Raw genomic sequence first — 26,467 nt, 5'->3', positions numbered from 1 at the left:
GTTATCAATCCAGACCTTTGTCCCGGTATTCACACAGGTCTTCAATGATACAGGAACCACAGCGGGGTTTGCGCGCAATACAGGTGTATCTTCCGTGGAGAATCAACCAGTGGTGGGCGCTCAGCATAAACTCACCGGGGATGTTGCGCAGGAGCTTTTCTTCTACCTCGATTACATTTTTTCCTGGTGCGATCCGGGTACGGTTACTGACTCTGAATATATGCGTGTCCACTGCCATCGTTGGCTGCCCAAAGGCTGTGTTGAGAATAACATTGGCGGTTTTTCGCCCAACACCGGGCAACGCCTCCAGCGCCTTTCTCTCATCAGGAACCTGACTGTCATGCTCAGTGATGAGCAATGAGCATGTTTTAATGATGTTGGCACCCTTGCTGTTATAGAGGCCAATAGTCCTGATGTACTCCTTCAGTCCGGATTCGCCCAGTGCCAGAATAGTCTCTGGTGTGTTGGCTACAGGGAAGAGCTTTGTTGTGGCCTTGTTGACACCCTTGTCCGTTGCCTGGGCCGAGAGCACCACCGCGATCAACAGTTCGAAGGGGGTTGCATAGTTGAGTTCCGTTTCCGGGTTGGGATTATCAGCCCTCAGCCGCTTGAATATTTGTTGACGTATCGCTTTGTTCATTTCGTATTAGTTCCCTCTATCTATGAAGCCGTACAATGTACCGTCATGCGGCACCGGGTGGAGTGAGGGTATATAGGAGAAATGACTGTTCCAGTATCGAATCAGGCCGTACTGGCCTCTAGGTCGGCTGCTTCGCTACTAGCTGCCGCTTCCTGTTTTTTTGCCGTTCGACTATCAATGATATTTTTCAGGGCAATCATCAGCCCCAATCCAAGAAATGCGCCGGGGGGCAGGATTGCCAGTAGCATGCCTTTGTAGTTTTCACCGAGGCTGAAAGTGATCCCTTTGGCTGCCTCGCCAAACATAAGGTCTGCCTGGGAAAAGAGTGTTCCCATGCCGATAATTTCGCGCAGGGAGCCGAGGGCCACCAGCGCCAGTGTAAAGCCTATACCCATGGCAAGACCATCGACAATCGCCTTGTCGACACTGTTCTTCGAGGCAAATGCCTCGGCTCTTCCAATGATGGCGCAGTTGGTGACGATGAGAGGGATGAAGATACCCAGGATCTGGTAGAGTTCATAGAACCAGGCATTCATGCTGAGTTCAACAGCGGTGACAAAGGAGGCGATGACGATGACGAACACCGGCAGTCTCACCTCAGGACGCACCAGATTGCGGATTAATGAGACTGTGGTGTTGGATAAGGTCAGGACGAGTGTCGTGGCGATGCCAAGCCCCAGACCGTTAATGGCCGTGTTGGTTACCGCCAGCAGTGGGCAGAGGCCCAGCAGGGCGACCATTGCCTGATTGCTATTCCAGAGTCCGTCCCGGATCAGTTTGCCATAGCCTGTTTCTGCCATTGGATTGCCTCTTAACCCGCTTTGGGGGTTTTGCTCTCAGCCGCGCTTTTTTGCCCATCTGGGAGGGTGTTTTTATTAAACAGTGATTTACCCTGATCCTTGAAATATAGCAGGGTATTTTTCACTGCTTTGACAATGGATCTTGGGGTAATGGTTGCGCCGGTGAATTGCTCGAAGTCACCGCCGTCCCGTTTTACCTTCCAGCGTGAAATGTCAGGGTTTATCAGAGATTTTCCGTTAAAAGAGTAGATCCATTCAGATCTTGCTTCTTCTACCTTGTCTCCCAGTCCCGGGGTCTCTTTGTGGGCCACGACGCGTACGCCGCCCAGCGTCCCGTCGATGCGTACAGCTACCAGCAGTTTGATCGGGCCGCTATAGCCGCCGGGGACAACTGTTGTAAAGACAGCCGCCACCGGGTTGCTCTGTTTACGGCCCAGGTAGACCTGTGTCTGTTTGGTGCCTAGTCGCTCCAGGTCGCTGACGAAAAGTGTATCTCCAATGATGTCGTTATCGATGGTTTCACTGGGAACCAGGGCGGTAAGACTGCGCAGCAGCGCCTCGCGCTCATTGGCCGCAATGCGATCGGCCGTCTGTTGATGGGTCAGGGCAACCAGTCCCGTGCCTGCTGCGGTAAACAGAGCGAGGAGCATGCCGGCAATGGTGATGGGGTGTTTAATCATCACGCCCCTCGCGCTGACCGAACACCTTTGGCTGGGTGTAGTAGTCGATAGTGGGTGCAGCCATGTTCATCAATAGTACGGCAAAGGCAACCGCATCAGGGTAGCCGCCCCAGGTGCGGATGGCGTAGATGATAAAGCCTATGCTGGCGCCAAAGATCAACTGCCCCTTCTTGGTGGTACAGGCAGAGACCGGATCGGTGGCGATAAAGAAAGCTCCCAGCAGCGTGCCTCCGCTGAAAATATGGAATAGTCCGAAGGGGTAGAGATCCTGGTCCAGGAAATGGAACAGCATGGAGATCAGTAGCAGAGCAGCCAGTATGGATACCGGGATGTGCCAGCTGATCACCCGTTTGTAGATCAGGAACAGGCCGCCGAGCAGGTACCAGTTGCCTACCCACTCCCAGCCAAGTCCACCAAAATCATCCCATAACGGGCTTTGGCGAATTTCGCTGATAGTTTGATTCAGATCCAGCTGAGTGCGCATGGCATCAAGGGGGGTTGCGGCGGTTACTGCATCCCAGCTAAGACCGACAGGCAGGCTGCCGCTAAAGATCACTGAGAGGGTTTGAAGCAGTGTCAGTGGATGCTCATTGAGCATGGCTGGTGGTAACCAGGAGGTCATCTCCACCGGATAGGAGACCAGTAGCAGGACATAGCCTGCCATCGCGGGATTGAAGGGGTTGTAACCAAGGCCGCCGTAGATCTGTTTAACCATCAGAATGGCAAAAGCGATACCGATCACTGTCATCCACCAGGGCAGCAGCGGTGGAATGGAAATAGCAAACAGCAAGGCGGTGAGCAGGGCGCTGAAGTCACCGATAACAGGTAGGGCCTTGCGGCCTCTCAGCTTCATTGCCAAGGCTTCACAACCAATGGCGGTGATGCTGGCCAATGCCATGTTGATCAGAATACCCCAGCTGAAATACCAGAACATGGCAACGGTTCCCGGGACCAGAGCGATGATTACCCACAACATGGTCATTCGTACGCTGTTTGGCCGGTCGGTATGTGGCGATGTGATGGTTGGAAATAGCATCCGTTATTTGCCTTGCTGGTCCGGGATCGTTGTCTCTTTGTCCGTTGTGCGGCGGGCATCCGCATCGGCAATAGCGCGCTGCTGGGCCTCGGTCAGCTGTTCGGTATTTTCAGGCTTGATGCCATTTTCTGAAAGATTGGCCTTCTTTTCTGCCGCACGTTTCATCGCGGCTTCAATGGCCGCTTTTTTCGGGTCGACTCCATCCGCCTTTTTTGCGGTGGATTTTTTTGCCAGAGCCTCTTTTTTCTTGCCCAGGCGTGCTTTGCGCTCCGCTTTCAGACGTTCCAGTCGTGCTTCGCGGGCCTCGTGACGCAGCCGGGCGTGCTCAGCACTTTTAGTCTCCCGCTCCTGAGCCCAGCTTTCGGTTTTGGCATAACGGTAATACTGCACCAGTGGAATGTGCGAGGGGCAGACATGGGAGCAGCAGCCGCATTCGATGCAGTCGAACAGATTGTAATCCTGGGCTTTTTCCAGGTCTTTCGCCCGGGCATACCAATACATTTGCTGGGGCAGCAGGTTCACTGGGCAGACTTCAGCACACTTGCCACAGCGGATGCAGGCGAGCGCCGGGCTGGCTTCCGGGCTTTCCGACAGGCTGGAGACCAGTAGACAGTTGGTTGCTTTGGTGATTGGTACCCGGTCTTCATGGAGGGTGAAGCCCATCATCGGTCCGCCCATGATCAGTTTTGCTGCTGCTGCTGCATAGCCGCCCGCCTGGTCGATCAGTTCAACAGCAGGGGTGCCGATCAACGCTTTCATATTACATGGGCTGTTGACGCCCTCTCCGGTGATGGTGAGGTAACGGGAGATCAGTGGTTTTCCCTCCAGCACGGCATCTGCCACAGTGGCTGCGGTGCCGACATTGTGGCAAACGACACCGATGTGCGCTGGGATGCCACCGCTGGGGACTTCCGTGCCCAGCAATACTTTGATCAGCTGTTTCTCACCTCCACTGGGGTAGAGGGTCGGTATACTGACCACCTCTGCCCATTCCAGTGCCGCTCTGGCTACGACATCGCTCATCGCCGTGATGGCTTCGGGCTTGTTGTCCTCGATACCGATGAGGCACTTCTCTGCCCCTGTCAAATGTCTAAGTATGCCGATACCGGCCATGATGCGATCGGCCTGTGCCCGCATCAGCATGTCATCACAAGTGATAAAAGGCTCGCATTCAGCGCCGTTGATCACCAAGGTGTTAATCGGGTTATCCGGACCGGGGTTGAGCTTTACACTGGTTGGAAAGGCGCCGCCGCCAAGTCCAACGATGCCGGCGCTGCGGATGCGCTCGCGCAGCAGGGTATGGCCGGCCGACGTGATATCTACAATCGGTTCCGGAAGCTCGCACCACTCGTCCTTGCCATCGGTTTCAATCACGATACAGGGAGCGGATAGGCCTGAGGGGTGGGGAATAGCATGCTCAGCGATCGCTACCACGATACCGGAGCTGGAGGCGTGGACCGGTGAGCTGATATACCCTTGGGGCTTGGCGATCATCTCTCCTTTGAGCACTCTATCGCCAACGGCGACAAGGGACTCGGCTATCTCGCCGATATGTTGTTGCAGTGGCAGGATCAGCCTTTTTGGCAGATGCGCCTGTGCCACTGGCTGGCCAGTGGATTGGCGTTTATTGTCCGGTAGGTGCAGGCCGCCGTGGAAACGGTGGAGTTTGTGGATTGGATGGTGGTTGCTGGCGTACTGCATCTTTATCCTTGGCTATCCTGCAGACGTGTTGGTTATCGGCAGGCTTCCCGTGGCATTGGGGAAGGGCCATTTCCAGTTGCCGGTATCCACCTTGATTGGCACCATGTCGATGCATTCTACAGGACAGGGTGGGAGGCAGAGCTCACAGCCGGTGCATTCACTACTGATGACGGTGTGCATGCTTTTGGCCGCACCCAGTATCGCGTCCACCGGGCAGGCTTGGATGCAGAGGGTGCAGCCGATGCATTCCGGTTCCCGGATGACGGCGATCGCTTTGACCTTCTTTTCCGTCTCACCACCACCTACCGGAATCGGATCTTTTCCCAGAAGATCGGCCAGGGCGATCATCGTGGTCTCACCGCCAGGGGGGCAGAGGTTTATTTCGGCTTCGCCATTGGCAATGGCTTCGGCATAGGGGCGGCAGCCAGCGAAGCTGCACTGGCCACACTGGGTCTGGGGCAGCAGTGCATCCACTTTATCGACAATAGGATCGCCTTCCACGCGGAAGTGGATGGATGAATAACCCAGCAACAGGCCAAAAGCGAGGGCGAGCAGGGAAAGGGTGGCAATGGCGGTCAGCATCTTAGTTCGACACCAATCCGGCGAAGCCCATAAAGGCAATGGACATCAGGCCCGCAGTGATCAGGGCGATGGAGCTTCCCTGGAAAGGGGCGGGCACATCGGCTACGGCTACCCGTTCACGCACCGCCGCAAACAGTACCAACACCAGCGAGAAGCCAGCGGCGGCCCCAAAACCATAGAGCCCGGATTCGATAAAATTGTGCTGTTCCTGGACGTTGAGCAGTGCAACGCCAAGTACTGCGCAGTTGGTTGTGATCAGGGGCAGGAAAATACCGAGCACCTGATAGAGAACCGGGCTGGTTTTATGCATCACCATTTCGGTAAACTGCACCAGTACAGCGATGACCAGGATGAATGTGATGGTGCGCAGATATTCCAGGCCTAACGGGACCAGCAGATACTCATTCGCCAGATAGCTGCAGATGGAGGAGAGTGTGAGGACGAAGGTTGTCGCCATGCCCATGCCGACAGCCGTCTCCAGCTTTTTTGACACTCCCATGAACGGGCATAAGCCAAGAAACTTCACCAGAACGAAGTTGTTGACCAGCACGGTGCTGATGAGAATGATGGCGTACTCTTTCATCGTTATCGGTTTTTGTCCCTGACTCTGTCGAAGTAAAAATGTTAGTGGTTAACGTTAACGTTAACAACCGGTGATTTGCAGGGGCATAGTTTCTCGCCATTTACCTGGGCAGTTGTCCGAGAATGGATCTCCTTCGCTATGGTCTCTATTCTCGGACAGGCTTTTGGTACGGGGCATTGATATTTCTAAATCGCTGCGACTTCTGTATCTCTGTGTCACTTTACTCGCATGCCCGGTTCAGCGCCGGAATCTGGGCTGAGGATGAACAGCTCCTTGCCGCCGAGACCTGCTGCCAGCACCATGCCTTCAGAGAGGCCAAAGCGCATTTTCATGGTTGCCAGGTTGGCAACCATGACGGTCATTTTGCCTTCGAGATCTTCCGGCGCGTAAGCCGATTTGATACCGGCAAATACGTTACGTGTTTCGCCCCCCAGATCCAGGGTCAGCTGCAACAGTTTGTCTGCCCCCTCGACGTGAGCGGCTTTGACGATTTTCACGATGCGCAGATCCACCTTGGCGAAATCGGGGAATTCAACCGTATCACTGATCGGATCATTTGCCAGAGGACCTTTTACCTCAGCAACTCCCGGTGTCTGGGTGAGGTCCTGTTTTGATCCGTCTACCATGGCATCGATCTGTTTCGCCTCCACCCGGGTCATGAGTGGCTTGAACTTGGCAATCTCATGGGCGGTGAGGGGGGCGCCAAGGCACTCCCATGTGAGCGGATCGACTTGCAGGAAGGCTTCGGATTTCTCCGCCGTGGCAGGCAGAATGGGGCGCAGATAACCGATCAGCAGCCGGAACAGATTGATGCCCATGGAGCAGACGTCATGTAACTCCTGCTGTTTATCCTCCTCCTTGGCAATGATCCAGGGCTTTTTCTCATCAATATACTGATTGGCGCGGTCGGCCAGGGCCATGATCTCTCTTACGGCATGGCTGAATTCACGCTTTTCATAGTGCTCAGCAATCGAGTCGCCCGCAGTGATGAACTCATCGAACAGGGAGTGTTCCGAAAGGTTGTCTGAGAGTCGCCCGGAAAAACGTTTCTTGATGAATCCGGCACAGCGGCTGGCGATATTCACCACCTTGCCCACCAGATCTGAGTTTACCCGGGCCGAAAAATCTTCCAGATTGAGGTCGATATCTTCAATGGTGGAACCCAGTTTGGCGGCAAAGTAGTAGCGCAGATATTCTGGATTAAGATGGTCCAGATAAGTCCGCGCTTTGATAAACGTGCCTCGTGATTTGGACATCTTCTGCCCGTCCACGGTCAGGAAACCGTGGGAGAAAACCGCCGTTGGCGTCCGGAAACCGGCACCATCAAGCATCGCAGGCCAGAACAGGGCATGGAAGTAAATAATATCCTTGCCGATAAAATGATAGAGCTCGGCATCGGACTCCTTGGCCCAAAAATCGTCAAAGTTGAGCCCTTCGGTGCGGTCGCACAGGTTCTGAAAACTGGCCATATAGCCGATGGGAGCGTCCAGCCAGACATAGAAATATTTTCCCGGGTGGCCGGGTATCTCAAACCCAAAATAGGGGGCATCGCGGGAAATATCCCACTCTCTTAGGCCGGCAGCGAACCACTCATCCAGTTTGTTTGATACTTCGTTCTGCAGATGGCCGCCTTTGGTCCACTTTTTCAGCATCTCTTCGAAATCATCGAGGCGGAAAAAATAGTGCTCAGACTCTTTATCGACCGGGGTGGCACCGGAGATGGCGGATACTGGTTTTTTCAGCTCATTGGGAGAGTAGCTGGCACCGCACACCTCGCAGTTGTCGCCATACTGATCTTCTGCGCCGCACTTTGGACACACGCCTTTGATGAAGCGGTCAGGCAGGAACATGTTTTCTACCGGATCATAGGCCTGAGTGATGGTGCGACGGGCAATATGTCCGGCATCCCGGTTACGTTCATAAATGGTGGATGCGTAGTGGCGATTCTCCTCCGAGTGAGTGGAGTGATAGTTGTCGAAAGCCACGTTGAATTCTGCAAAATCCGCCTTGTGCTCTACCGAGATACATTCGATTAATGCCTCCGGTTCGATTCCTTCCTGGCGCGCTTTCAGCATGATCGGCGTGCCATGGGCATCATCGGCGCAGACATAGATGCAGTGCTCCCCCCGCATTTTCTGAAAACGTACCCAGATGTCCGTTTGGATATACTCCACGAGATGGCCAATATGGATTGGACCATTGGCATAGGGGAGGGCGCTGGTGACGAGTATTTTTCGTGGGGTTTTGCTCATTTTTGGGATCTTGGCTGGGTGCAGTTGAGTCAATATGGGCCTGTATTGGCCTAGTAAATCGGACTATTATCACACAGTTGGTGCTTACCTGGAATGGGCGCTTGATTCAGAAAATGGGAGTCGCCAGGTAGTTTTTTGTCTTTGGTTACACGGTGTCCATACAGAAACCCAACATTCACCACGAAGTATTCAGGTTGCACGATAAATCGGGTTTAGCCGGTTTTAAACGGCAAGAGTCGGGGCCAACAATGAAACAACCGTTTCAGTTTGGGAGGGGGACACCAGGCGTTTTGTCTTCCTGAGCTCGGCAATCTGTAAATCTCAAGCGTTACCCCCTGGATATATCGCTATAGCTTTTGTCATTTTCTTGGACTGAGCTCGGAGGAATAAGGTACCCGATGCCAAAAACGGTTTGGGTGCATCGTGAGCGCCTGAAAGAATGGGGCCTTGTCGATAAACTCTTTTCAGAAGCTATTGATCCATATTGATGCAGCAGGCTTCAGTGTTCGCAAGGGACAGATTGTAGATGCCGCTATCGTTCCAGTACTCAAGCAACGTAATACGCGAGAGGAAAATAGGCAGATCAAAGCCGGGGATAGCCAAGTTTTTGAGGAACGGCTGGATAAAAACAACAGTAATGGAAGTGTCTGGGCCGATTCTGCTTGCCACAGTGTAAAACGAGAAGCCGCTTTACCGGGTGCGCATTACCGCAGTCAGATTCATCGCAAGTCGACACGTAAACGCCCCTAGAATGAACGGGAGCAAGAGGCAAACCGAAAACGATCAAGAGTTCGGGCTTGAGTTGAGCACGTGTTTGCCCTGCAGGTCAATCGACTAGTGCGTAGCATCGGGCGTCAGGGCTGGGTAAAGGTACAGGGCTCTCCAGATTTGCTCGAGACTGCTGGCCTTTGTCGGATTTTTAGAGGTTCCATAAAGAAAGAGGGAGGGTGGTGAGAAAATATAGCATTACCCCTACTATCCCGCCTGATACCGAAGTGCAGACAATACAGGGAAATTGGTAGTGGAAAATACGTTGGTCCGGGCTGTTTACCGCTTATTTTCAGTGGTTAAAGGTAAGAGTTTTAGCAGATAGCTGGTTTATGCGCCGTTGTTTTATTGAACCAGGGAGCCTCAGATCAATTCATGAATCAGTGTCGGCCGGCTGCCCCCCTTGGCTCTGGGTTGAAAATCTTGGCAATAGCTGGCTATTACTCGTTATCCATCCGATCCAGAATTAATTAGAGGCTCCCTAGAGTTCAGAGCGACAGAGCCACTTCAAGTCGCTATCAGCCACTCGAGTTCCGAATCCTCTATGGTCATTCTGCCGCTGATTACAAGTGGCTAAGTTTATAGCTTGCTGCATATTCACTTCCTAGCCAATTTGGTGGCTCGAATTTTTCGCATTGACGGTCCTCGCACATCTTGTGCAAGATCAGGTTTGTTCCCGTGTCGGCGATGAATCTTGTTGCCGGGTGCTTTTTTAGAAGCCCGAAGCGTCAATGTGTCGTCAATTGCAAAGTGAACCATGTTGGCCTCACTACTCTCAGTATGAGTCGAACAAATTACGGTGCTAAGGCCGACCATGACCATCTGCCATTCTGTAACCATTTGTAGTAACTGGTCCAATGGCTTCGCATATCCGGCATCAAATAGACATCAGTTATAAAACCCGTAGGGGTAAGCATCGAGCCAATAAGTAACTCAATGAAAGTGCCGGCAGATCTTGAGGGTAGCGCTTTGCACAACAATGTTATTCAATGGAACAGTTCGCGGGGGATATTACCGTATGCCTGTTGCGTTCACAGCGGCCTCCAGAAGCTCTATTTCTCTTCTGAAGGAAACTCGTGCCTTGCATAACTTTTCAGAGGCGCTAAGTTATGCGAGGTGCGACAATGTGTGAACTGCTGCTATGCCAATCTTTTTATGCAGTTTTCGGATTTTATCCTCACTGAAACTCTAGATTAAATTAGTACAAAAGCCAGAAAAATGACCAAGCGTTGGCCCGGAAAACCAGGCGGAATAGTTGCCCTTGCCTGAATACCTGACTGGTATACTCGGAAATAGTGTTGTAGAATCCGCGCGAATATTGACCAATTCCCCAGGGCCTGCTGTAGTTGGGCTCCGAGTTCAGGAGACAAAGAATGGCTGAAGTGACAAAAGAGCAGATTGAAGAGGCGATCAAAAGTTACATTGAGCCTCATATGGAAAAAGATCTGGTAAGTTCTAAAGCAATCAAGGGTATAGATATCGATGGTGACAAGGTAAAGGTCACTGTTGAACTGGGTTTCCCTGCAGACGGTATCAAGGCTGAATTGGCGGCTAAGATAAAAGGGCTGGTCGAGGCTGTTGATGGTGTCGCTTCCGCCGACGTGGAAGCAGGCTGGAAAGTAACCGCACATTCCGTGCAGAAATCCCTGAAGCCTATCGATAACGTTAAGAACATTATTGCCGTTGCTTCGGGCAAGGGTGGTGTTGGTAAATCCACCACTGCTGTCAACCTGGCGTTGGCGCTGACGGAAGAGGGCGCCAAGGTGGGTATTCTGGACGCGGATATATACGGTCCGTCCCAGCCTCGGATGCTCGGTGTTTCAGGTCAGCCGGAGTCCGAAGACGGTAAAAGTCTGGAGCCCTTGGAGAGTTATAGTTTGCAGGCGATGTCCATTGGTTTCCTGGTCGATGAAGAGACCCCGATGATCTGGCGTGGGCCGATGGTTACCCAGGCTCTGGAACAGCTGCTCAACGATACCAACTGGTCTGATCTGGATTATCTGATTATCGATCTGCCGCCGGGTACCGGTGATACCCATCTGACCCTGGCCCAGAAAGTACCTGTTTCCGGTGCAGTGATTGTGACCACACCTCAGGATATCGCCCTGTTGGATGCCCGCAAGGGTTTCAAGATGTTTGAGAAGGTGGAAGTGCCGATACTGGGTATTGTGGAGAACATGAGTACCCACATCTGCTCTAATTGTGGCCACGAAGAGCATATCTTCGGTGAAGGCGGCGGTAAGCGTATGGCGAAACAGTATGACGTTAATTTCCTTGGCGCCCTGCCACTGGATATCCGTATTCGCGAAGAGACCGATGGCGGCAGGCCTACGGTGGTGGCGGAGCCTGAGTCACGCATCTCGATGATCTATCGCGAGATCGCCCGTAAGACAACGGCCAAGTTGGCTCTTCAGGCGAAGAGTTATGCTGCCAAGTTCCCGAGTATCGTTATTCAAAATAACTGATTGACCCCCTCCCTAAAAACCGTACTGATCTAAATTAGAGAATTTTGGCGGGTCCGTTAAGTTGAAAGCAGGAGGACGAGCCATGAGGAAATCGCGGTACACGGATTTCGGAGGTCTGCAGCAAGATGGGAATATCGGACGAGACGCTTTATTGGAAAAAGAAGTTTGGTGGTTTAGGTGTTTCAGAGCGACGGAGTTTACGTCAACTAGAGGACAAAAAACGTCGCCTAAAGCAGATGGAGGCTAATCTAAGCCTAGACAAGCAGATGCTTCGGGATGTCGTGCGAAAAAAGCGCTGAAGACGGCTAGGCATCGACGTTTAATTACTTTTCTCCAGGATAGCTACCAAGTCAGTAATCGTCGGGCCGGCGCAGTCATTCAGATGAGCCGCAGCAATTATAGCCACAAAAGCAGGAAGCATGATGATCCGGCTTTACGATCCCGGATATGTGAAATTGCCAAAGACCGTGTTCGTTATGGCTATCAACGCATGCACATCCTATTGTAGCGTGAAGGCTGGCGGATGAATCATAAGCGTGTGTTGCGCATCTATCGTGAAGAGGGCCTGAATCTAAGGCGCAAACGACCAAGGCGTCGAGTTGCCGCTGCACACCGGATGGATAGGCCGGAGCTCTTTCATATTGATCAGTGCTGGAGTATGGATTTTGTCGCCGATCAACTGTTCAATGGGCGATGAATTAGAGCGTTAACTGTAGTCGATAATTTGGCCGAGAATGTGTTGTTATTGCGGTTGATCGTGCTGCAAAAGAGGAACAGGTTGTGGATGTTATGGAGCAATTACGACTCTGCAATAAGCGTAAGCCTGAGAGGATTCAAGTCGATAATGGCCGTGAATTTATTTCAAAGGCCCTTGATCAATGGGCGTATAAGAATAAAGTAACATCAGACTTTTCGCGGCAGGGAAAGCCAACAGATAATGCGTTTATTGAGTCGTTCAACGGGAGTTCTAGGGATGAATGTTTAAATCCCCATTGTTTTTTGTCACTGAAAGATGTGCAAGAAAAGATTGAAAGCTGGCGCCATGATTACAATACATTCTGACCCCATGCATCACTGAAAATTTGATGCCGGATGAATTCTGGGAGAAGTACTTTAAGGCCGAACTTTTCTAAGAATACCCGGTACAGTTTTTTGTAGGGGCTCTAAGAGAGAGCTGCTGCCAAAGCTGGAAAGGACCGTATATCTGGGAGGCTTTTCGGGTATTGTTGGGCTCAGTTTATAAAAATAGTGATCCCAGTAAAGGTGGGTATCCGCCTTGCGATGCAGTACGGATGTTTAAGGTGTTGCACCTACAGCATTTATTCAATCTGAACGATGATCAAACAGAGTTCCAAATTCGGGATCGCTATGGCTTTTGTCGTTTCTTTGGGCTGAGTGGTACCCGATGCCAAAACGGTTTGGGTGTATCGTGGGCACCTGAAAGAATGATAAACTCTTTTCAGAGCTGTTGATTCAGATTGATGCAGCAGGCTTCAGTGTTCGCAAGGGACAAATTGTAGATGCCGCGGTTAAATATATACCGCCAAGCGTTCTTCGAACTCAATCATAAATCTATTCAGTGCTGGTTTCCAATTACGGATCGGCATTGTCCACTTTTTCGATGCGGCTTGGATTGCCAGGCAGATTACTTTCTTTGCCGAGTCATCGGTTGGAAACAACTTCCGCTTTTTGATCGCTTTGCGAATGACGCTGTTCAGTGACTCAATGGCGTTGGTCGTGTAGATCACTTTTCGTATATAGTTGAACAGCGTGTTGAGGTTCTGCCAATAGGCACGCCAGGAGCGGCTGATCTGGGGGTATTTGTTGTCCCATCGGTCAGCGAATTTATCCAGCGCCAATAAGGCTTCTTCCTCGGTGATGGACGGGTAAATATTTTTCAAATCAGCCGTGACAGGCTTGTAGTCTTTCCAAGGCACGTACTTCATCGAGTTCTGTACCATATGCACGATACAGAGCTGGATCTGGGTATCCGGAAAGGCCGTGTTGATGGCATCAGGAAAGCCTTTTAAGCCTTCGACACAGGCAATCAAAATATCCTTCACACCGCGGTTTTGAAGCTCTGTCAACACGTTCAGCCAGAATTTGGCCCCCTCATTCTCCGATAGCCACATCCTCAATAATTCCTTGTGGCCTTCCGGTTAACGCCCAGAGCGAGGTAAATCGCTTTGTTGATCACTTTCTTGTCTTGCCGGATTTTAACGACAATGCAGTCCAGATAAACAATAGGATAAATCGTATCCAGGGGGCGAGATTGCCATTCAACAACCTGTTCGATAACTGCGTCAGTGACTTTGGATATGAGTGTGGCAGAGACATCGGCCCCATACATCTCCTTGAATGTCGTGACGATTTCGCGGGTTGTCATACCTTGGGCATACAAGAAGAGGATCTTGTCATCCATTGAGGTAAATCGACGCTGGTGCTTCTTAACTAGCTGAGGTTCAAAGCTGCCCGCTCTATCTCGCGGGGTATCCAGTTCAAACTGGCCATCTTCCGTTTGCAAGGTCTTGCTGGTAGTGCCGTTGCGGCTATTACTCGCTTCGGACTGTTCATGTTTGGAAAAGCCAAGATGATCAGCCAGTTCAGCATTGAGTGCTGCCTCGACCGTGATCCTGGTCAGCATTTGCCGAAACCCGCTGAGATCTTCTTCAGTTTTGATGTTATTAGCGACCGCCTGGGCTATCGCCTGGAGCTCTTTCTTGTCGATCATCTGCCTATCCTCTCCCTTGTTTGGGTTTAATGATAGACAGTTACACAGAATTCAGGATAGTCTCCGCTGATGCAGCTATCGTTCCAGTACCCAGGCAACGTAATACGCGAGAGGAAAATAGGCAGATCAAAGCCGGGGATAGCCCTGAGAGGCATGTAGTGATAAAACAAATGGTGTACAACATGCGTCGATTGGTGTGGTTGGCCGGATGAAGCGAGGTATGGATATGGATAGGGTGGAGAGCGGCACTACTGTAGATTTAAAGCCAGCAGCACAGCGTCTTCCCGTCCTTTTTTGGCCGGATAATAACCACAGCGTATGCCGATTTCATTGAATCCTATGGATTCATAAAGCCCCAGTGCAATCCGGTTTGAAGAGCGGGCTTCAAGAAAGGCCGTATCTGCACCATGCTCCCGGGCGAGGGTAAGCAAGCGCTGTAACAAGTATCGCGCCAACCCCTTTCCCTGGTGTTCAGGGTGTATGCAGAGATTCAGTATGTGCGCTTCACCCGCCGCAACGGACATGATACCGTAGCCGATCAACCGCTGATCCAGCATGTAAACCCAGCTGCAGTAGCCCACCCGCAGGCAATCCTTGAATATCCCTTCTGTCCAGGGGTGTTCATAACAGAGCAGTTCCATCTCCATTGTGGCCTCAATATCCGACTGCTGCATGGGCCGTATATGCAGCAGCGGCTCTTTAAGAATGGCGCTCATGATTCAACAGCCGGAGTGTGCGCTGCAGATCCTGCCAGCTCTTGGCCTTCTGCTCAGGTGACCGCAACAGATAGGCTGGATGATAGCTGACCACCACCGGAATACCATTATAATTGAATGTTTTTCCACGCATCCGGCCGAGGGTCTCATCGGACTTGAGTAAATTATGGGCGGCCACCCTGCCAACGGCCAGTATTACCTTCGGCTTGACCAGTGTCACCTGCCGTTGCAGAAAAGGCTCGCATTTTTGCACCTCGTCAGAGCGCGGATCGCGGTTGCCAGGCGGCCTGCATTTTAGAATGTTGGCAATAAATACCTGCTCCCGGTTCAGCCCAATGGCCCTGAGCATCCTAGTCAATAGTTGCCCTGCACGACCGACAAAAGGTTCACCCTTGCGATCCTCATCTGCACCAGGGGCCTCACCAATAACCATCAGGTCCGCTGTTTGCTCACCCACGCCAAAAACTGTCTTGGTCCGGGTCTTATCAAGTCCACATGCCTGGCACTCCGTTACTCGCTGATTCAGATCTTTCCAATCCAACCCGGCAATGCCACGCTCAGGCACCTCATGGGCCATTTCTTCAGGTGCCATGGAAGGGGCAAATTCCTCAGCCAAAGGAGGAGCCTCATTCAACAAGGAAGGGATTGAATCATTTGTCTCAGCAACAGGTGCTGCTTCGGATAAACGAGCCTCAAGTGGTGGATCAGAGATTTCTGGTTGCGCTAGCGACGCTTGCTCCACAGCCACATTCTGACCAGCTTCCATCTGTCGGGGCAGCCAGTTACCTATGCCCATGGCTTCGAGATATTGTCGCCTCAGCAGATCATCCATTGGTTTCGGCTCGCCGATCAGACATCATCTTGCTGGGGGTGGGATCTTTGTATCTCATGTTCAAGTTTGTTGAAGGCGTTGACATAGGCCTTGGCTGATGCGATGACAATATCCGTATCCGCACCCTGCCCATTGACAATACGCCCGTCTCTCTGTAGGCGGACGGTCACCTCACCCTGGGCATCTGTCCCGCTGGTGATTGCATTCACTGAGTAGAGTTGCAGCTCCGCACCACTCTGAACTATCTCCTCTATCGCTTTGAAAGTCGCATCCACCGGCCCGCCGCCAATCGATCTGCCCGACTGTTCTTCGGCATCCACAGTGAGTACCACGGTGGCATCCGGTGTCTCACCAGTCTCTGAGCAGACTTTCATCGAGACAAGCTTCACTCGCTCATTTTCGGAAATAAAGCCGGCATCGGTCACCAGGGCCTGAAGGTCATCATCAAAGATCTCATGCTTCTTGTCTGCAAGATCCTTGAAACGGCGAAATGCTTCATTCACCTCTTTTTCAGATTCGAAGCTGATACCCAACTCTTCCAATCTGACGCGGAAAGCATTGCGGCCGGAATGCTTTCCCAAAACCATGCGGTTCTGCACCCAGCCCACATCCTCTGCCCGCATGATTTCATATGTTTCACGATTTTTCAGTACACCATCCTGGTGAATACCTGCTTCATGGGCAAAGGCGTTGGCACCGACAATCGCCTTGTTCGGCTGTACCGGGAAACCGGTGATACTGGCTACCAGACGGGAACAGTTGACGATCTGAGTGGTATCCAGTTCACTGTCACAATCAAACAGATCTCTGCGAGTCCGCACAGCCATCACCACCTCTTCGAGGGAGGCATTTCCAGCGCGCTCACCCAGGCCATTAATCGTGCACTCAACCTGACGCGCACTATTGAGTACTGCTGCCAGAGAGTTGGCAGAGGCCAATCCGAGGTCGTTATGACAGTGGACAGAAAATATCGCTTTGTCTGAGTTGGGTATTCGTTCAATAAGCGTACGGAGGGTCTCACCGAACTGCTGGGGGAGATTGTAGCCAACCGTATCAGGCACATTGATTGTGGTGGCTCCCGCCTCAATCACCTGCTCAAAGATCCGGCAGAGGAAATCGATATCGGAACGACCAGCATCTTCCGCCGAGAACTCGATATCATCGGTATATTTACGAGCGTGCCTGACCGCCCAGACGGCCTGTTTCACCACCTCATCAGGGCTCATTCTAAGCTTCTTCTCCATATGGATCGGCGAGGTTGCAATGAACGTATGTATACGTCCTGAATTGGCCTCTTTGATGGCCTCACCAGCACGATCGATATCCTTCTCAAGGGCACGGGCAAGGCCACAGACAGTACTGTTTTTAATGACCCTGGCAATTGCCTGCACCGCCTGGAAATCGCCCTGGCTGGCGATAGGAAACCCTGCTTCAATAACATCCACCCGCATCTTTTCCAGTGCTTTGGCGATGCGGAGCTTTTCATCCTTTGTCATGGATGCCCCGGGACTCTGCTCCCCGTCACGCAAGGTGGTATCGAAAATAATCAATTTGTCCTGATTGCTCATGGTTTGCTCCAAAGCGGGTTCGGGCGCAGGCATCACACTGACCTAAAAAAATAGGTAGTCGACTCTGAAATATTCATTCCAGGCACTTAATAATACTATTGTTTCTGTTTTGCAAACAGGAACAATAGTATGGACATGATATTTTTCAGCACAAAAAGAATCTCCCTCATCCATTTTCTGAAGTTGAAGGCAGCCGCCGCCATAAGCAAGTTAATCTGATCCCCGGCAAAGCCTTTAAGAAAGTTCCTTTTTAGCCTGTGGTCACTCTTTAAGTGACCACAGGCTCAATGCCAGCTCGTCTTCTGAAACGTTTTCTGGCTAATGCCATGGCTTCTTCTGAGGTATTCTTCCTAGCAGGCTTTGGTGTTACTATCTGGGTGTCATTAACCTTTGATTTGCCCCGGTAACCTCGATCAGCAATACCCACTTTGGGTACTCGATTGATGAGACGTTTCACCTGTGCCAAGACCTCAGGTACGGTGTGACCATCAAATACATTCTTCTCAAAAGCCGGGGCACCAATCACAATGCCCGCGTCCCTTGTGGTGGTGATTGATGCCTTGGTGCCAAACTCATAACGCTGCTGGGCCTTGCCTTTGCTCATACAGTAAACATGAGGTTCATGTAGGCTGTACAACTTGTTTTTATCAGCACGCTTCTGATTCAGCATGCGCTGGTACAGGGCGAACTTTTCTGCATAGAATTTCTGTTGTTCTGCGGTCATCTTACGCTGTATTTCACGCAGTAATTGGCCGCTGATGGTCTTTAATCGCTTGACGGCCTTACGTGCCTTTTTACGATTCCTCGGATGTGTGGCAAATCGGGTGGGGAGCTTGAGAATTTTTACTTCCTTCTCATGGCTTCGACTGAGCACGATACCTTCTGCTCGGGCCATCTTGAGTAACTGCCCGTGTATCTTTCGGTACTGCTTTGCATCAGTTGGAAAGGTAATGTTTTTCTCTTGTACGGTAGTGTCGATACACATTTCATCTTCGATCGCCTTTTCTTGATGTAAGGCGATAGAGGCAGCCAGGACCTTTTCAAAACCTTCGTTGCCAATACGCTTTCTGAAGTAAGTCAGGTCGGAGGGGTCACAAGGAAGTTGCCATTGGAATTCGATCTCACCCGTAAATCTCTGGTAGTAGGGATTTTGTATCCAGCGTTGAATCAGAACCTCGTCACTGAGATCTTCCAGATGCTTGAGTATCGAGAGGCCCACCATTAGGCGGATCGGTTTTGAGGGCTTTCCAAGATGAGAATAAAGCGGGGCAAATTCAGCATCAAAATATGACCAGTCTATCTGTCTGGCCAATAGCAAAAGTGGATGCTTGGGGTTCAGCTGATCCAGTAAGTTCTGGTGCAGGAAACTTTGCTGGTTGGGATTGGCTGTCTTGGCTTTGCTCAATTATCCACCTCTGTTTCGTCCAGTTTTTCTCTGCTTTTACTGCTTTCCCGGACGTTTATTTTATCAAATTTAGACGCTTATTTTATATAAATCATTGCGTTATGAATATTTCAGGGTCGACTAGGTAGTGTCCATCCAAAAACTATCAAAAAAGGAAGGCAGAAGATTTCTTTGTTTTTCAATGCGTAACCTTTGCATACTGTAACTTCTCAATAATACGGTGCAGATGCTTATGAGAGGGTATAGGGATATTACTTCCAAGAGTGTGGGGGAGGCAGGGATGCCAACCTCAAGCGTGCAGGGATGTATTCATAGCGTCTCTTGGAAGTAATATTCCCATACCCTCCACCGCACGAACTTATTGAGAATTTACTGCATACTTTGTTTCCTCTTGACGATCCACGTTTATTTATACAGTTTCCGGATGGCCACTGGTTAATCCTGGTCTTCAGTGTCCTCAGATTTCAGTGCCGCCCGACGCCGAGCCTTTCGACTGCGTAGATGTTTCAGCGTCAATACAGGCCCGGAAATGGCATAGACGAGGAAAATAAGAAATAGAATTAGCGGCGGCTGGATGAAAAGCACAGAGAATCCCAGCATCATGACGACCATCGAGAAAAAGGGTATTTTGCCGCGAAAGTCTACCTCTTTGAAGCTGTTATAGCGGATATTACTTACCATCAGAAGACCAACCGCAACGGTCAGTAAACCGACCGGAATAGCCAGATCGACCCCATCAATCTGATAGTCCACCGCTACCCAGACACTGCCAGCCATGATGGCAGCGGCAGCCGGACTAGGTATTCCCTGAAAGAAACGTTTATCCGCCGTACCCACCTGGGTATTAAACCGGGCCAGGCGCAATGCAGCACCCGCAGTATAGATAAAAGCGGCCAGCCAACCCATCTTACCCAGGCTGTTCAGCGACCAGATATACATCACCAGGGCTGGCGCCAATCCAAAGGCCACCATGTCGGAGAGACTGTCGTACTCTGCGCCGAATGCCGTCTGTGTATTGGTCATCCTCGCCACCCTGCCATCCAATCCATCCAGAATCATGGCAATGAAGATGGCGACAGCCGCATGCTCAAACTCACCACTTATCGCTGCCAGGATGGCGTAGAATCCACAGAAAAGCGCGGCGGTGGTAAACAGGTTTGGCAACAGATAGATACCACGTCTGCGTTTCGGCTTTTGGCCGGTTTCTGGCATTGGTCCGGTTTCCATTGATTAACCTCTACATAGTACCCGTTCGGAAGCAAAAAAAACCGCCGGAACAGACCGGCGGTTTTTTAGTTACTGCAGAGAAGGATCAGTTCTTGCTCTTGTCCACGAGCTTCTTGATCCAAGGCATCATGCTGCGCAGACGTTCACCAACCTCTTCAATCGGGTGCTCGCGGCCGATACGGCGTTTGGCCTTCAGTGTGATCTGACCGGATTGGTTCTCCTGAATGAATTCGCGGGCAAATTCACCATTCTGGATCTCTGTCAGGATACGTTTCATCTCTGCCTTGGTTTCGTCGGTAATAATGCGTGGACCGCGGGTCAGGTCACCGTACTCGGCTGTGTTAGAGATAGAGTAGCGCATATTGGCGATGCCGCCCTCATACATCAGATCAACAATCAGTTTTAGCTCATGCATACATTCAAAGTAGGCCATCTCAGGAGCATAACCCGCTTCGGTAAGGGTCTCGAAGCCTGCCTGCACCAGTGCAGTGGCACCACCACAGAGTACCGCCTGCTCGCCAAACAAGTCTGTCTCGGTCTCATCCTTGAAGGTTGTCTCAATAATACCGGAACGCCCGCCGCCGATGGCTGAAGCGTAGGAGAGCGCAATCTCTCTTGCCTGGCCGGATGCATCCTGGGCAATCGCGATCAGGTCAGGGATGCCGCCACCGCGGGTATATTCATTGCGCACGGTGTGGCCAGGTGCCTTTGGCGCGATCATGATTACATCAAGATCTTCCCTTGGGGTTATTGTGCCATAATGGATATTGAAACCATGAGCAAATGCAATCGCCGCGCATGCTTTCATATTCGGCGCCAGATGCTCGCGATAGAGTGTAGCCTGATGCTCATCAGGTGCCAAAACCATCACAACGTCCGCCTCTTTGACAGCCTCATCAATATCCCTGACCTGCAGACCGGCATTCTCCGCCTTGACCGCAGAGCCGGAGCCGGGTCTCAGAGCGACAGTGACATTGACACGGGAATCCTTTAGGTTATTGGCATGAGCATGGCCCTGGGAGCCATAACCGACAATGGTCACTTTCTTGCCCTGGATAAGGGAGAGGTCGGTGTCTTTGTCGTAATAGATATTCATGGTCATTTGAGTAGTACCTTCAATTTTAACTTAGTTCAAATCCTGTGTACGAGCCGAACAATACCACCATCAAAGGCTCAGCCCTTTGGGGCCACGCGCGATGCCTGACGGTCCGGTGCGTATCACTTCAACGATGAGATCATCGCTAACTGCGTTTATAAAGCCATCCAACTTGCTTGGGTTACCTGTCATCTCAACGATGTAGCTGGTCTCGGTGACATCGATTATCTTGCCCCGGAAAATGTCCACCAGCCGTTTGAACTCGTCACGTTGACTCCTCTCCGCCTTCAGCTTGATCAGCATCATCTCCCGTTCGATGTGCGCCCCCTCGGAGAGATCCAGCAGTTTCACCACTTCAATAAGCTTGTTCAGCTGTTTGGTGATCTGCTCGATAATCGCTTCATCCCCCCGGGTCACCAGCGTCATGCGGGAGAGCGAAGGATCTTCGGTAGGCGCTACCGTCAGGGACTCAATATTGTAGCCCCGTGCCGAGAACAGACCGGCCACCCTGGAGAGTGCACCGGATTCATTTTCCATCAGGATTGAAATAATATGTCTCATGATCAAACCAGCTCACTATCCGGTGGAAGATACATCTCGTGGTGGCCTTTGCCCGCCTCGATCATCGGGTAGACGTTCTCGGTTGGATCGATAATCACATCCATAAAGACCAGCCGGTCTTTCAATGAGAATGCCTCTGTCATCGCTGACTCCAGATCTGCCGGCTTCTCGATTTTCATACCGACATGGCCATAGCTCTCGGCCAGTTTGACAAAATCGGGCAGCGCCTCAACGTAGGAGTGTGAATAGCGGCCGTCATAGAAGAACTCCTGCCACTGGCGCACCATCCCCATATAACCGTTATTCAACAGCAGGATCTTCAGAGGAAGATCGTGCTGCTTGCAGGTAGCCAACTCCTGAATGCACATCTGGACACTGGCTTCACCCGTAACCACCGCGACATCTGCGCCGGGATGAGCCATCTGAATACCAATACCGGCGGGAAGACCAAACCCCATAGTACCCAGCCCGCCAGAATTGACCCAGCGTCTGGGTTTGTCAAAACCATAAAATTGCGCGGTGAACATCTGATGCTGTCCGACATCGGATGCAACAAAAGCATCTCCTTTGGTCACTTTATGCAACGTTTCGATGGCAAACTGGGGTTTGATGACCTTACTGTTACGGTCATAACTGAGACAGTTTCTACCGCGCCACTGATCGATCTGCGCCCACCACTTCTTCAGCGCAGAGACCTTTGGCGATTTCTTCTGCTCGTTGAGCACCCTGAGCATATCCCTCAGAACCGATTTAACCGGCCCGACAATGGGGATATCCACCCGGACATTCTTGGAGATGGATGAGGGGTCTATATCCACATGAATGATTTTTGCGTTAGGGCAGAATTGTGCAATCTGTCCGGTGACTCGGTCATCAAATCGTGAACCGATGGCGATCAGCACATCGGTATCATGCATTGCCATATTGGCTTCATAGGTACCGTGCATACCCAGCATGCCAAGGAACCGTTTATCGCTGGCAGGATAGGCGCCAAGTCCCATCAAGGTACTGGTGATGGGAAAGTTAAGCTCCTTTACCAGATCGACCAACAACTTGCTGGCATTATCCAGCACCACACCGCCCCCAGTATAGAATACCGGGCGCTCGGCATTGAGCATCAGATTGATCGCTTTCTTGATCTGTCCGAGATGACCTTTGGCCACAGGACTGTAAGAGCGCATCTTGACCTTTTTGGGGTACTCGTAGGGTATCTTGATACTGGGATCGGTAATATCCTTTGGAATATCGATTACCACCGGACCAGGGCGACCGGACGTAGCGAGGAAAAATGCTTTCTTAAAGGTATCCGCTATATCGTGCATGTCCTTGATCAGATAATTATGTTTGACGCAGGGACGGGTGATACCTACGGTGTCCACTTCCTGAAAAGCGTCACTGCCGATAAAGGGAGAGGGGACCTGCCCGGTCAGAACCACCATCGGGATAGAGTCCATATAGGCGGTAGCAATACCCGTTACTGCATTAGTGGCACCAGGACCTGATGTCACCAGAGCAACACCTGGCTTACCAGTGGAGCGGGCATAGCCATCCGCCGCATGGGTTGCACCCTGCTCATGGCGGACCAGGATGTGCTTGACACTATCCTGCTGAAAAATTGCATCATAGATATGTAACACAGCCCCGCCCGGGTAACCAAATAAATGTTCAACGCCCTCGTCCTTCAAACACTGAACGACGATCTCGGCACCACTCAATTCCACGTCAAAACCTCCCAACCGGCTGATCGTAGAGAAACCAGCCGACAACAACATACCCAAGGGAAAAATCGAATCTCACAAGTTACTGAGTTACAAAGGCAAGGTCAAGGGTGATCACCGCAAATCCACTGGGTCATTCTTAATCCAGGGTCCATCGTGAAACGGTAACTCCGATCAAGCTTCGGCGTTTTACCGAAAAGTGTTGTTTGAAAGGAATTGAAAAAAAGCGGGGTATCTGGTTGATTTGTTGTTGCGAGACATCAAAACAACCATTGGAGATACGCCACCACGAGTAAGAATAACGTTGTTAAGCTGGCAGGTCGAGATACGATATCGATCCGCTGACAAAGTTGCTGAGAAGTGGTGCAGAGCAGTTGATCTACTAGGCGGTGGAGGCCGAGCTGCTGGCGGAGCACGTCGAGCGACGAACAGAGGATGGCAAGGTGGGTGTGGTGCGTAATGGTCACCTGCCCGCTCGTAAACTGCAGACAGGATTGGGGCCGGTCACGGTCAAGATCCCCCAAGTTCGCGCGAAGACCGGCGAGCCGGTGACGTTCCGATCAGCTCTGGTGCCGCCGTATGTACGCAAGACGAAGTCACTGGAAGCGGCGCTGGCGTGGCTCTGCCTGAAGGGGATTTCCAGTGGAGAGATGGGTGAAGCCCTGAAAGTGCTGGTGGTTCCGGATGCAACAGGCTTGTCGGCCGGCAGGGTATCGCGTCTGAAGCAGGTCTGGGCAGAAGAATATCGGAGCGGGTGCGAGGAACGCCTGGATAAGGGCCATTGGGTGTATGTGTGGGCAGACGGTGTCTACAGCGGACAGAGAGCAGAGCAGACGAAGCTGTGTGCCCTGGTGGTGATCGGCGTGAATGAGCGTGGTGAGAAGCATTTTCTGGCAATTGAGGATGGTGTACGGGAGTCCACACAGAGCTGGCGGGAGGTACTGTTGAAACTGAAGTCACGCGGACTGACCCCGCCAAAATTGGCGATCGGTGACGGTGCCATGGGATTCCGGGCTGCGCTGGAGGAAGTGTATCCGGAGACGCGCCGGCAGCGCTGCTGGATGCACAAGACCATGAACGTGCTGAACTGCCTGCCAAGGTCAGCTCAGCCGAAAGCGAAGCAGGCACTGCATAACATCTGGCAGTCGGAGACCCAGGCCGATGCGGAAAAGGCCTTTGATCTGTTTATCAAAACGTATGAGCCAAAGTATCCGAAGGCTGCCATCTGTCTGCACAAAGACCGAGAGGAACTGATGGCTTTCTATCAATTTCCTGCGCAGCATTGGCAGAGCATTCGGACCAGCAATCCGATTGAATCCACCTTCGGGACAATCTGCCATCGAACCAGGCGTTCCAAGGGCTGCCTATCGCGTGACGGCATGCTACACATGATGTTCAAACCCGGCCTGTGTGCCGAGAAGACGTGGAGACGATTACGGGGTTTCGATTACTTGGCGAAGGTGATAATCCGGAATCAAATTTAAAGAGGGTCTTGAGGTAGCAAGAGTCGATCAGGTCGCCGCTTGATTCAACTGGCTAAACACCAGATTTGACTATAATTCATGACGGGATGATGAGCAATGCGGGTCAATAGTATGCTCTAAAATGGCTGTTCAATCCGGCAGATGACAGATCATCTGCTGCCAATACTCTCGTTTTTTGTGAGATCCGACCTTGCCGAAGTGGTGACAAGGCCCATACAATGGTCTGTGCAGGATATAAATCGGTTTTCGAACCAAAAAGGATGCATCTATGTTCGCTCGTAATGTACTGCTGACCTGCATTATTGCTACTTCCTGGCTGACAGTTGCCGAGACCATAGCCGAGGGGAAATCTTACCGCTGGGTGGATGAGACCGGCATCACTGTTTACTCTCAGGCAAGGCCGACATCCGGAGAAGCGACAGAGATCAAAATATCAACTTCACGCGCTACAAATGCGAGCCCGGAACCAGACAAGAAGAGTCCGGAGCCTCTACAAAAGAGCGCTTCGGAGCGCGTCAAAGCGGCAAAAAAGCAGGCCGATATCAGCGCCATACTGAAACAGAACTGTAACAATGCAAAGCACAATCTGAATGTCTACCAGAATTTAGGCCGAAAACTGGTAAAAATGCCGGATGGAAGCTATGACAGACCGACAGAAGAGGAGCGTCAGGAAAAGATCAAAAATGCAGAAAAGCAGATTGAAGAGTTCTGCAAGTAATCAAGGCTTGATTATAGCGATGCTGTGGGGACCACTTCCTTGTTTCAAGAAAATTCCTACAAAAGAGTCAGATTAACCCTATTTAAAAATGGTTTAGGAATGTAAGTATCCATTCACCGCGACCACGGATCGCCATGGAATGGCAGTAATCGGCAAGGAGGCTGGCAAGGATGCAGCAACCAGAACAGATCCAGCGGTAAACCCTGCGGCAGGGATGCTGCGGGGTTTTTATTTAAGGGGCTGGATAGACACAGTTCGATCCTGGTCGATTGCGGTATGTTTCAGGGTACTGAGTCACCCGAAAACCAAGAAGCCAATTCCGAAATCACCTTTCCGATGGATACTCTTTGCGCCCTGGCGGTAACCCACTGTCACATTGATCATGTGGGCCGCATTCCCCATCTGATAGCCGCTGGATTCAAAGGTCCAATCTACTGTTCTGAAGCAACGGCGATTTTACTTCCACTGGTGCCGGGCGATGCCCTGAGAATGGGCATTCCCAGAAACAGGAGTCTGGTTGCATGCTTTCTCGATCTGATCGATAGCCGATTACACCCTCTACCCTACGCTCAGTGGAGCGAAGGTCCATTGAATAAAGAGACCGGGAGTAGGCTGGATATTCGTCTGTAACCCGCGGGATCCATACTGGATTCAGCCTACGTCGAGTGCCGGATAAAACACGCCTCACAGGTTAAAAAGCTCCCCTTCTAAAGAGTGACGAAGTCGGCTGAAACAGCTGGTGGAACACTGCTTCAAAGATCGGGTAGTAATCCTGATTCCGGCCCTCAGTATTGGCCGAACCCAGGAGCTGCTGTATGGAGGGAATCATTCATCATTATGCCGAACAGGCTGCAGCGCGATAACTGCCATGGAAGGCCTGGAGATCATACTTGACTCTCCTCTT

Annotated in this window: 21 protein-coding genes and 5 pseudogenes; 8 read left to right on the top strand and 18 right to left on the bottom strand. The window is 51.5% G+C overall.

The genetic code is table 11. The features are described 5' to 3' along the window. Positions 1-4 precede the first annotated feature (4 nt). The 8 genes from nth to metG all read right to left on the bottom strand — a co-directional run bounded on the left by nth (position 5) and on the right by metG (position 8,274). Complete coding sequence (gene nth / locus MN084_RS11700; protein WP_241086286.1) at positions 5-640, bottom strand: endonuclease III; 636 nt, start codon at positions 638-640, stop codon at positions 5-7. Positions 641-741: 101 nt separating this feature from the next. Further along, positions 742-1,440: an electron transport complex subunit E gene (locus tag MN084_RS11695; protein WP_241086287.1), complete on the bottom strand. Its 699-nt coding sequence runs from the start codon at positions 1,438-1,440 to the stop codon at positions 742-744. Between the two features lie 11 nt (positions 1,441-1,451). Beyond that, positions 1,452-2,120, bottom strand: a complete 669-nt coding sequence (gene rsxG, locus MN084_RS11690; protein ID WP_241086288.1) for an electron transport complex subunit RsxG — start codon at positions 2,118-2,120, stop codon at positions 1,452-1,454. Further along, positions 2,113-3,096: an electron transport complex subunit RsxD gene (gene rsxD / locus MN084_RS11685; protein WP_241086289.1), complete on the bottom strand. Its 984-nt coding sequence runs from the start codon at positions 3,094-3,096 to the stop codon at positions 2,113-2,115. The genes rsxG and rsxD overlap by 8 nt, the downstream gene beginning before the upstream one ends. 63 nt (positions 3,097-3,159) lie before the next feature. Next, the gene (rsxC, locus tag MN084_RS11680; protein ID WP_241086290.1) at positions 3,160-4,857 is read right to left on the bottom strand and encodes an electron transport complex subunit RsxC; all 1,698 of its coding nucleotides are present in this window, start codon (positions 4,855-4,857) and stop codon (positions 3,160-3,162) included. 12 nt (positions 4,858-4,869) lie between these two features. Next, complete coding sequence (rsxB, locus tag MN084_RS11675; RefSeq protein WP_241086291.1) at positions 4,870-5,439, bottom strand: electron transport complex subunit RsxB; 570 nt, start codon at positions 5,437-5,439, stop codon at positions 4,870-4,872. Between the two features lies 1 nt (position 5,440). Then, positions 5,441-6,022 (bottom strand): electron transport complex subunit RsxA, encoded by a 582-nt coding sequence (gene rsxA, locus MN084_RS11670; protein ID WP_241086292.1) that lies wholly within the window; start codon positions 6,020-6,022, stop codon positions 5,441-5,443. A gap of 215 nt (positions 6,023-6,237) precedes the next feature. Continuing rightward, on the bottom strand, positions 6,238-8,274 hold the full coding sequence (gene metG, locus MN084_RS11665; protein WP_241086293.1) for a methionine--tRNA ligase: 2,037 nt from the start codon (positions 8,272-8,274) through the stop codon (positions 6,238-6,240). A gap of 447 nt (positions 8,275-8,721) precedes the next feature. Here metG and MN084_RS11660 point away from each other — a divergent pair, with 447 nt between their 5' ends. Then, positions 8,722-9,024: a hypothetical protein gene (locus MN084_RS11660; RefSeq protein ID WP_330178047.1), complete on the top strand. Its 303-nt coding sequence runs from the start codon at positions 8,722-8,724 to the stop codon at positions 9,022-9,024. 660 nt (positions 9,025-9,684) lie between these two features. Here the strand turns inward: MN084_RS11660 and MN084_RS19755 are convergent. Next, a pseudogene (locus MN084_RS19755) lies at positions 9,685-10,028 on the bottom strand (transposase); the annotation flags it as partial. A gap of 387 nt (positions 10,029-10,415) precedes the next feature. Between MN084_RS19755 and apbC the strand changes: the two are divergent. The 3 genes and pseudogenes from apbC (at position 10,416) to MN084_RS11645 (ending at position 12,979) form a co-directional block, all read left to right on the top strand. Further along, complete coding sequence (apbC, locus tag MN084_RS11655; protein ID WP_241086295.1) at positions 10,416-11,507, top strand: iron-sulfur cluster carrier protein ApbC; 1,092 nt, start codon at positions 10,416-10,418, stop codon at positions 11,505-11,507. Positions 11,508-11,602: 95 nt separating this feature from the next. Beyond that, positions 11,603-12,566: pseudogene (locus MN084_RS11650) on the top strand (IS3 family transposase); the annotation flags it as partial. A 233-nt stretch (positions 12,567-12,799) separates the two neighbouring features. Next, positions 12,800-12,979 carry a transposase gene (locus tag MN084_RS11645; RefSeq protein ID WP_445083828.1) on the top strand — a complete coding sequence of 60 codons (180 nt, stop codon included), beginning with the start codon at positions 12,800-12,802 and terminating at the stop codon, positions 12,977-12,979. Positions 12,980-13,036: 57 nt separating this feature from the next. On the opposite strand, the pseudogene MN084_RS11640 reads toward MN084_RS11645, so the two are convergent. After that, a pseudogene (locus MN084_RS11640) lies at positions 13,037-14,235 on the bottom strand (IS256 family transposase). A 32-nt stretch (positions 14,236-14,267) separates the two neighbouring features. Here MN084_RS11640 and MN084_RS11635 point away from each other — a divergent pair. Continuing rightward, positions 14,268-14,450, top strand: a complete 183-nt coding sequence (locus tag MN084_RS11635) for a hypothetical protein (RefSeq protein ID WP_241086296.1) — start codon at positions 14,268-14,270, stop codon at positions 14,448-14,450. A 36-nt stretch (positions 14,451-14,486) separates the two neighbouring features. Here MN084_RS11635 and rimI read toward each other — a convergent pair whose 3' ends face one another. The 8 genes and pseudogenes from rimI to MN084_RS11595 all read right to left on the bottom strand — a co-directional run bounded on the left by rimI (position 14,487) and on the right by MN084_RS11595 (position 23,415). After that, positions 14,487-14,954, bottom strand: a complete 468-nt coding sequence (gene rimI, locus MN084_RS11630; protein WP_241086297.1) for a ribosomal protein S18-alanine N-acetyltransferase — start codon at positions 14,952-14,954, stop codon at positions 14,487-14,489. Then, a complete protein-coding gene (locus tag MN084_RS11625; protein ID WP_241086298.1) occupies positions 14,938-15,786 on the bottom strand; it encodes a uracil-DNA glycosylase in 849 nt (282 codons plus the stop codon). The genes rimI and MN084_RS11625 overlap by 17 nt, the downstream gene beginning before the upstream one ends. A gap of 17 nt (positions 15,787-15,803) precedes the next feature. After that, positions 15,804-17,354 carry a 2-isopropylmalate synthase gene (locus tag MN084_RS11620; RefSeq protein ID WP_241086299.1) on the bottom strand — a complete coding sequence of 517 codons (1,551 nt, stop codon included), beginning with the start codon at positions 17,352-17,354 and terminating at the stop codon, positions 15,804-15,806. A gap of 95 nt (positions 17,355-17,449) precedes the next feature. Beyond that, positions 17,450-18,759 (bottom strand): annotated as a pseudogene (locus tag MN084_RS11615) (IS5 family transposase). A 435-nt stretch (positions 18,760-19,194) separates the two neighbouring features. Further along, positions 19,195-19,986, bottom strand: a complete 792-nt coding sequence (pssA, locus tag MN084_RS11610) for a CDP-diacylglycerol--serine O-phosphatidyltransferase (protein ID WP_330178045.1) — start codon at positions 19,984-19,986, stop codon at positions 19,195-19,197. 85 nt (positions 19,987-20,071) lie between these two features. Next, positions 20,072-21,082, bottom strand: a complete 1,011-nt coding sequence (gene ilvC / locus MN084_RS11605) for a ketol-acid reductoisomerase (RefSeq protein WP_241086576.1) — start codon at positions 21,080-21,082, stop codon at positions 20,072-20,074. A gap of 69 nt (positions 21,083-21,151) precedes the next feature. Further along, positions 21,152-21,643 carry an acetolactate synthase small subunit gene (gene ilvN / locus MN084_RS11600; RefSeq protein WP_241086302.1) on the bottom strand — a complete coding sequence of 164 codons (492 nt, stop codon included), beginning with the start codon at positions 21,641-21,643 and terminating at the stop codon, positions 21,152-21,154. Between the two features lie 2 nt (positions 21,644-21,645). Next, a complete protein-coding gene (locus tag MN084_RS11595) occupies positions 21,646-23,415 on the bottom strand; it encodes an acetolactate synthase 3 large subunit (RefSeq protein ID WP_241086303.1) in 1,770 nt (589 codons plus the stop codon). 258 nt (positions 23,416-23,673) lie between these two features. Here MN084_RS11595 and MN084_RS11590 point away from each other — a divergent pair. The 3 genes and pseudogenes from MN084_RS11590 to MN084_RS11580 all read left to right on the top strand — a co-directional run bounded on the left by MN084_RS11590 (position 23,674) and on the right by MN084_RS11580 (position 26,193). Beyond that, positions 23,674-24,888 (top strand): annotated as a pseudogene (locus MN084_RS11590) (IS256 family transposase). Between the two features lie 225 nt (positions 24,889-25,113). After that, a complete protein-coding gene (locus MN084_RS11585; RefSeq protein WP_241086304.1) occupies positions 25,114-25,563 on the top strand; it encodes a DUF4124 domain-containing protein in 450 nt (149 codons plus the stop codon). Between the two features lie 276 nt (positions 25,564-25,839). Next, positions 25,840-26,193 carry an MBL fold metallo-hydrolase gene (locus MN084_RS11580; protein ID WP_241086305.1) on the top strand — a complete coding sequence of 118 codons (354 nt, stop codon included), beginning with the start codon at positions 25,840-25,842 and terminating at the stop codon, positions 26,191-26,193. Positions 26,194-26,467: the final 274 nt, after the last annotated feature.

Origin of the sequence: Candidatus Vondammii sp. HM_W22, from assembly GCF_022530855.2 — a bacterium.
Classification (GTDB): domain Bacteria; phylum Pseudomonadota; class Gammaproteobacteria; order Chromatiales; family Chromatiaceae; genus Vondammii.
The sequence above is the reverse complement of the archived record's forward strand: the minus strand, read 5'-3'. Positions and strand labels throughout refer to the sequence as shown.

Excerpts from the sequence above, each read along its gene's own strand:
- nth (WP_241086286.1), bottom strand. The coding sequence starts at position 640 with ATGAACAAAGCGATACGTCAACAAATATTCAAGCGGCTGAGGGCTGAT.
- MN084_RS11695 (WP_241086287.1), bottom strand. The coding sequence starts at position 1,440 with ATGGCAGAAACAGGCTATGGCAAACTGATCCGGGACGGACTCTGGAAT.
- rsxG (WP_241086288.1), bottom strand. The coding sequence starts at position 2,120 with ATGATTAAACACCCCATCACCATTGCCGGCATGCTCCTCGCTCTGTTT.
- rsxD (WP_241086289.1), bottom strand. The coding sequence starts at position 3,096 with ATGTTGTGGGTAATCATCGCTCTGGTCCCGGGAACCGTTGCCATGTTC.
- rsxC (WP_241086290.1), bottom strand. The coding sequence starts at position 4,857 with ATGCAGTACGCCAGCAACCACCATCCAATCCACAAACTCCACCGTTTC.
- rsxB (WP_241086291.1), bottom strand. The coding sequence starts at position 5,439 with ATGCTGACCGCCATTGCCACCCTTTCCCTGCTCGCCCTCGCTTTTGGC.
- rsxA (WP_241086292.1), bottom strand. The coding sequence starts at position 6,022 with ATGAAAGAGTACGCCATCATTCTCATCAGCACCGTGCTGGTCAACAAC.
- metG (WP_241086293.1), bottom strand. The coding sequence starts at position 8,274 with ATGAGCAAAACCCCACGAAAAATACTCGTCACCAGCGCCCTCCCCTAT.
- apbC (WP_241086295.1), top strand. The coding sequence starts at position 10,416 with ATGGCTGAAGTGACAAAAGAGCAGATTGAAGAGGCGATCAAAAGTTAC.
- MN084_RS11645 (WP_445083828.1), top strand. The coding sequence starts at position 12,800 with ATGTTTAAGGTGTTGCACCTACAGCATTTATTCAATCTGAACGATGAT.
- MN084_RS11635 (WP_241086296.1), top strand. The coding sequence starts at position 14,268 with ATGATAGACAGTTACACAGAATTCAGGATAGTCTCCGCTGATGCAGCT.
- rimI (WP_241086297.1), bottom strand. The coding sequence starts at position 14,954 with ATGAGCGCCATTCTTAAAGAGCCGCTGCTGCATATACGGCCCATGCAG.
- MN084_RS11625 (WP_241086298.1), bottom strand. The coding sequence starts at position 15,786 with ATGGATGATCTGCTGAGGCGACAATATCTCGAAGCCATGGGCATAGGT.
- MN084_RS11620 (WP_241086299.1), bottom strand. The coding sequence starts at position 17,354 with ATGAGCAATCAGGACAAATTGATTATTTTCGATACCACCTTGCGTGAC.
- pssA (WP_330178045.1), bottom strand. The coding sequence starts at position 19,986 with ATGGAAACCGGACCAATGCCAGAAACCGGCCAAAAGCCGAAACGCAGA.
- ilvC (WP_241086576.1), bottom strand. The coding sequence starts at position 21,082 with ATGAATATCTATTACGACAAAGACACCGACCTCTCCCTTATCCAGGGC.
- ilvN (WP_241086302.1), bottom strand. The coding sequence starts at position 21,643 with ATGAGACATATTATTTCAATCCTGATGGAAAATGAATCCGGTGCACTC.
- MN084_RS11595 (WP_241086303.1), bottom strand. The coding sequence starts at position 23,415 with ATGTTGTTGTCGGCTGGTTTCTCTACGATCAGCCGGTTGGGAGGTTTT.
- MN084_RS11585 (WP_241086304.1), top strand. The coding sequence starts at position 25,114 with ATGTTCGCTCGTAATGTACTGCTGACCTGCATTATTGCTACTTCCTGG.
- MN084_RS11580 (WP_241086305.1), top strand. The coding sequence starts at position 25,840 with ATGTTTCAGGGTACTGAGTCACCCGAAAACCAAGAAGCCAATTCCGAA.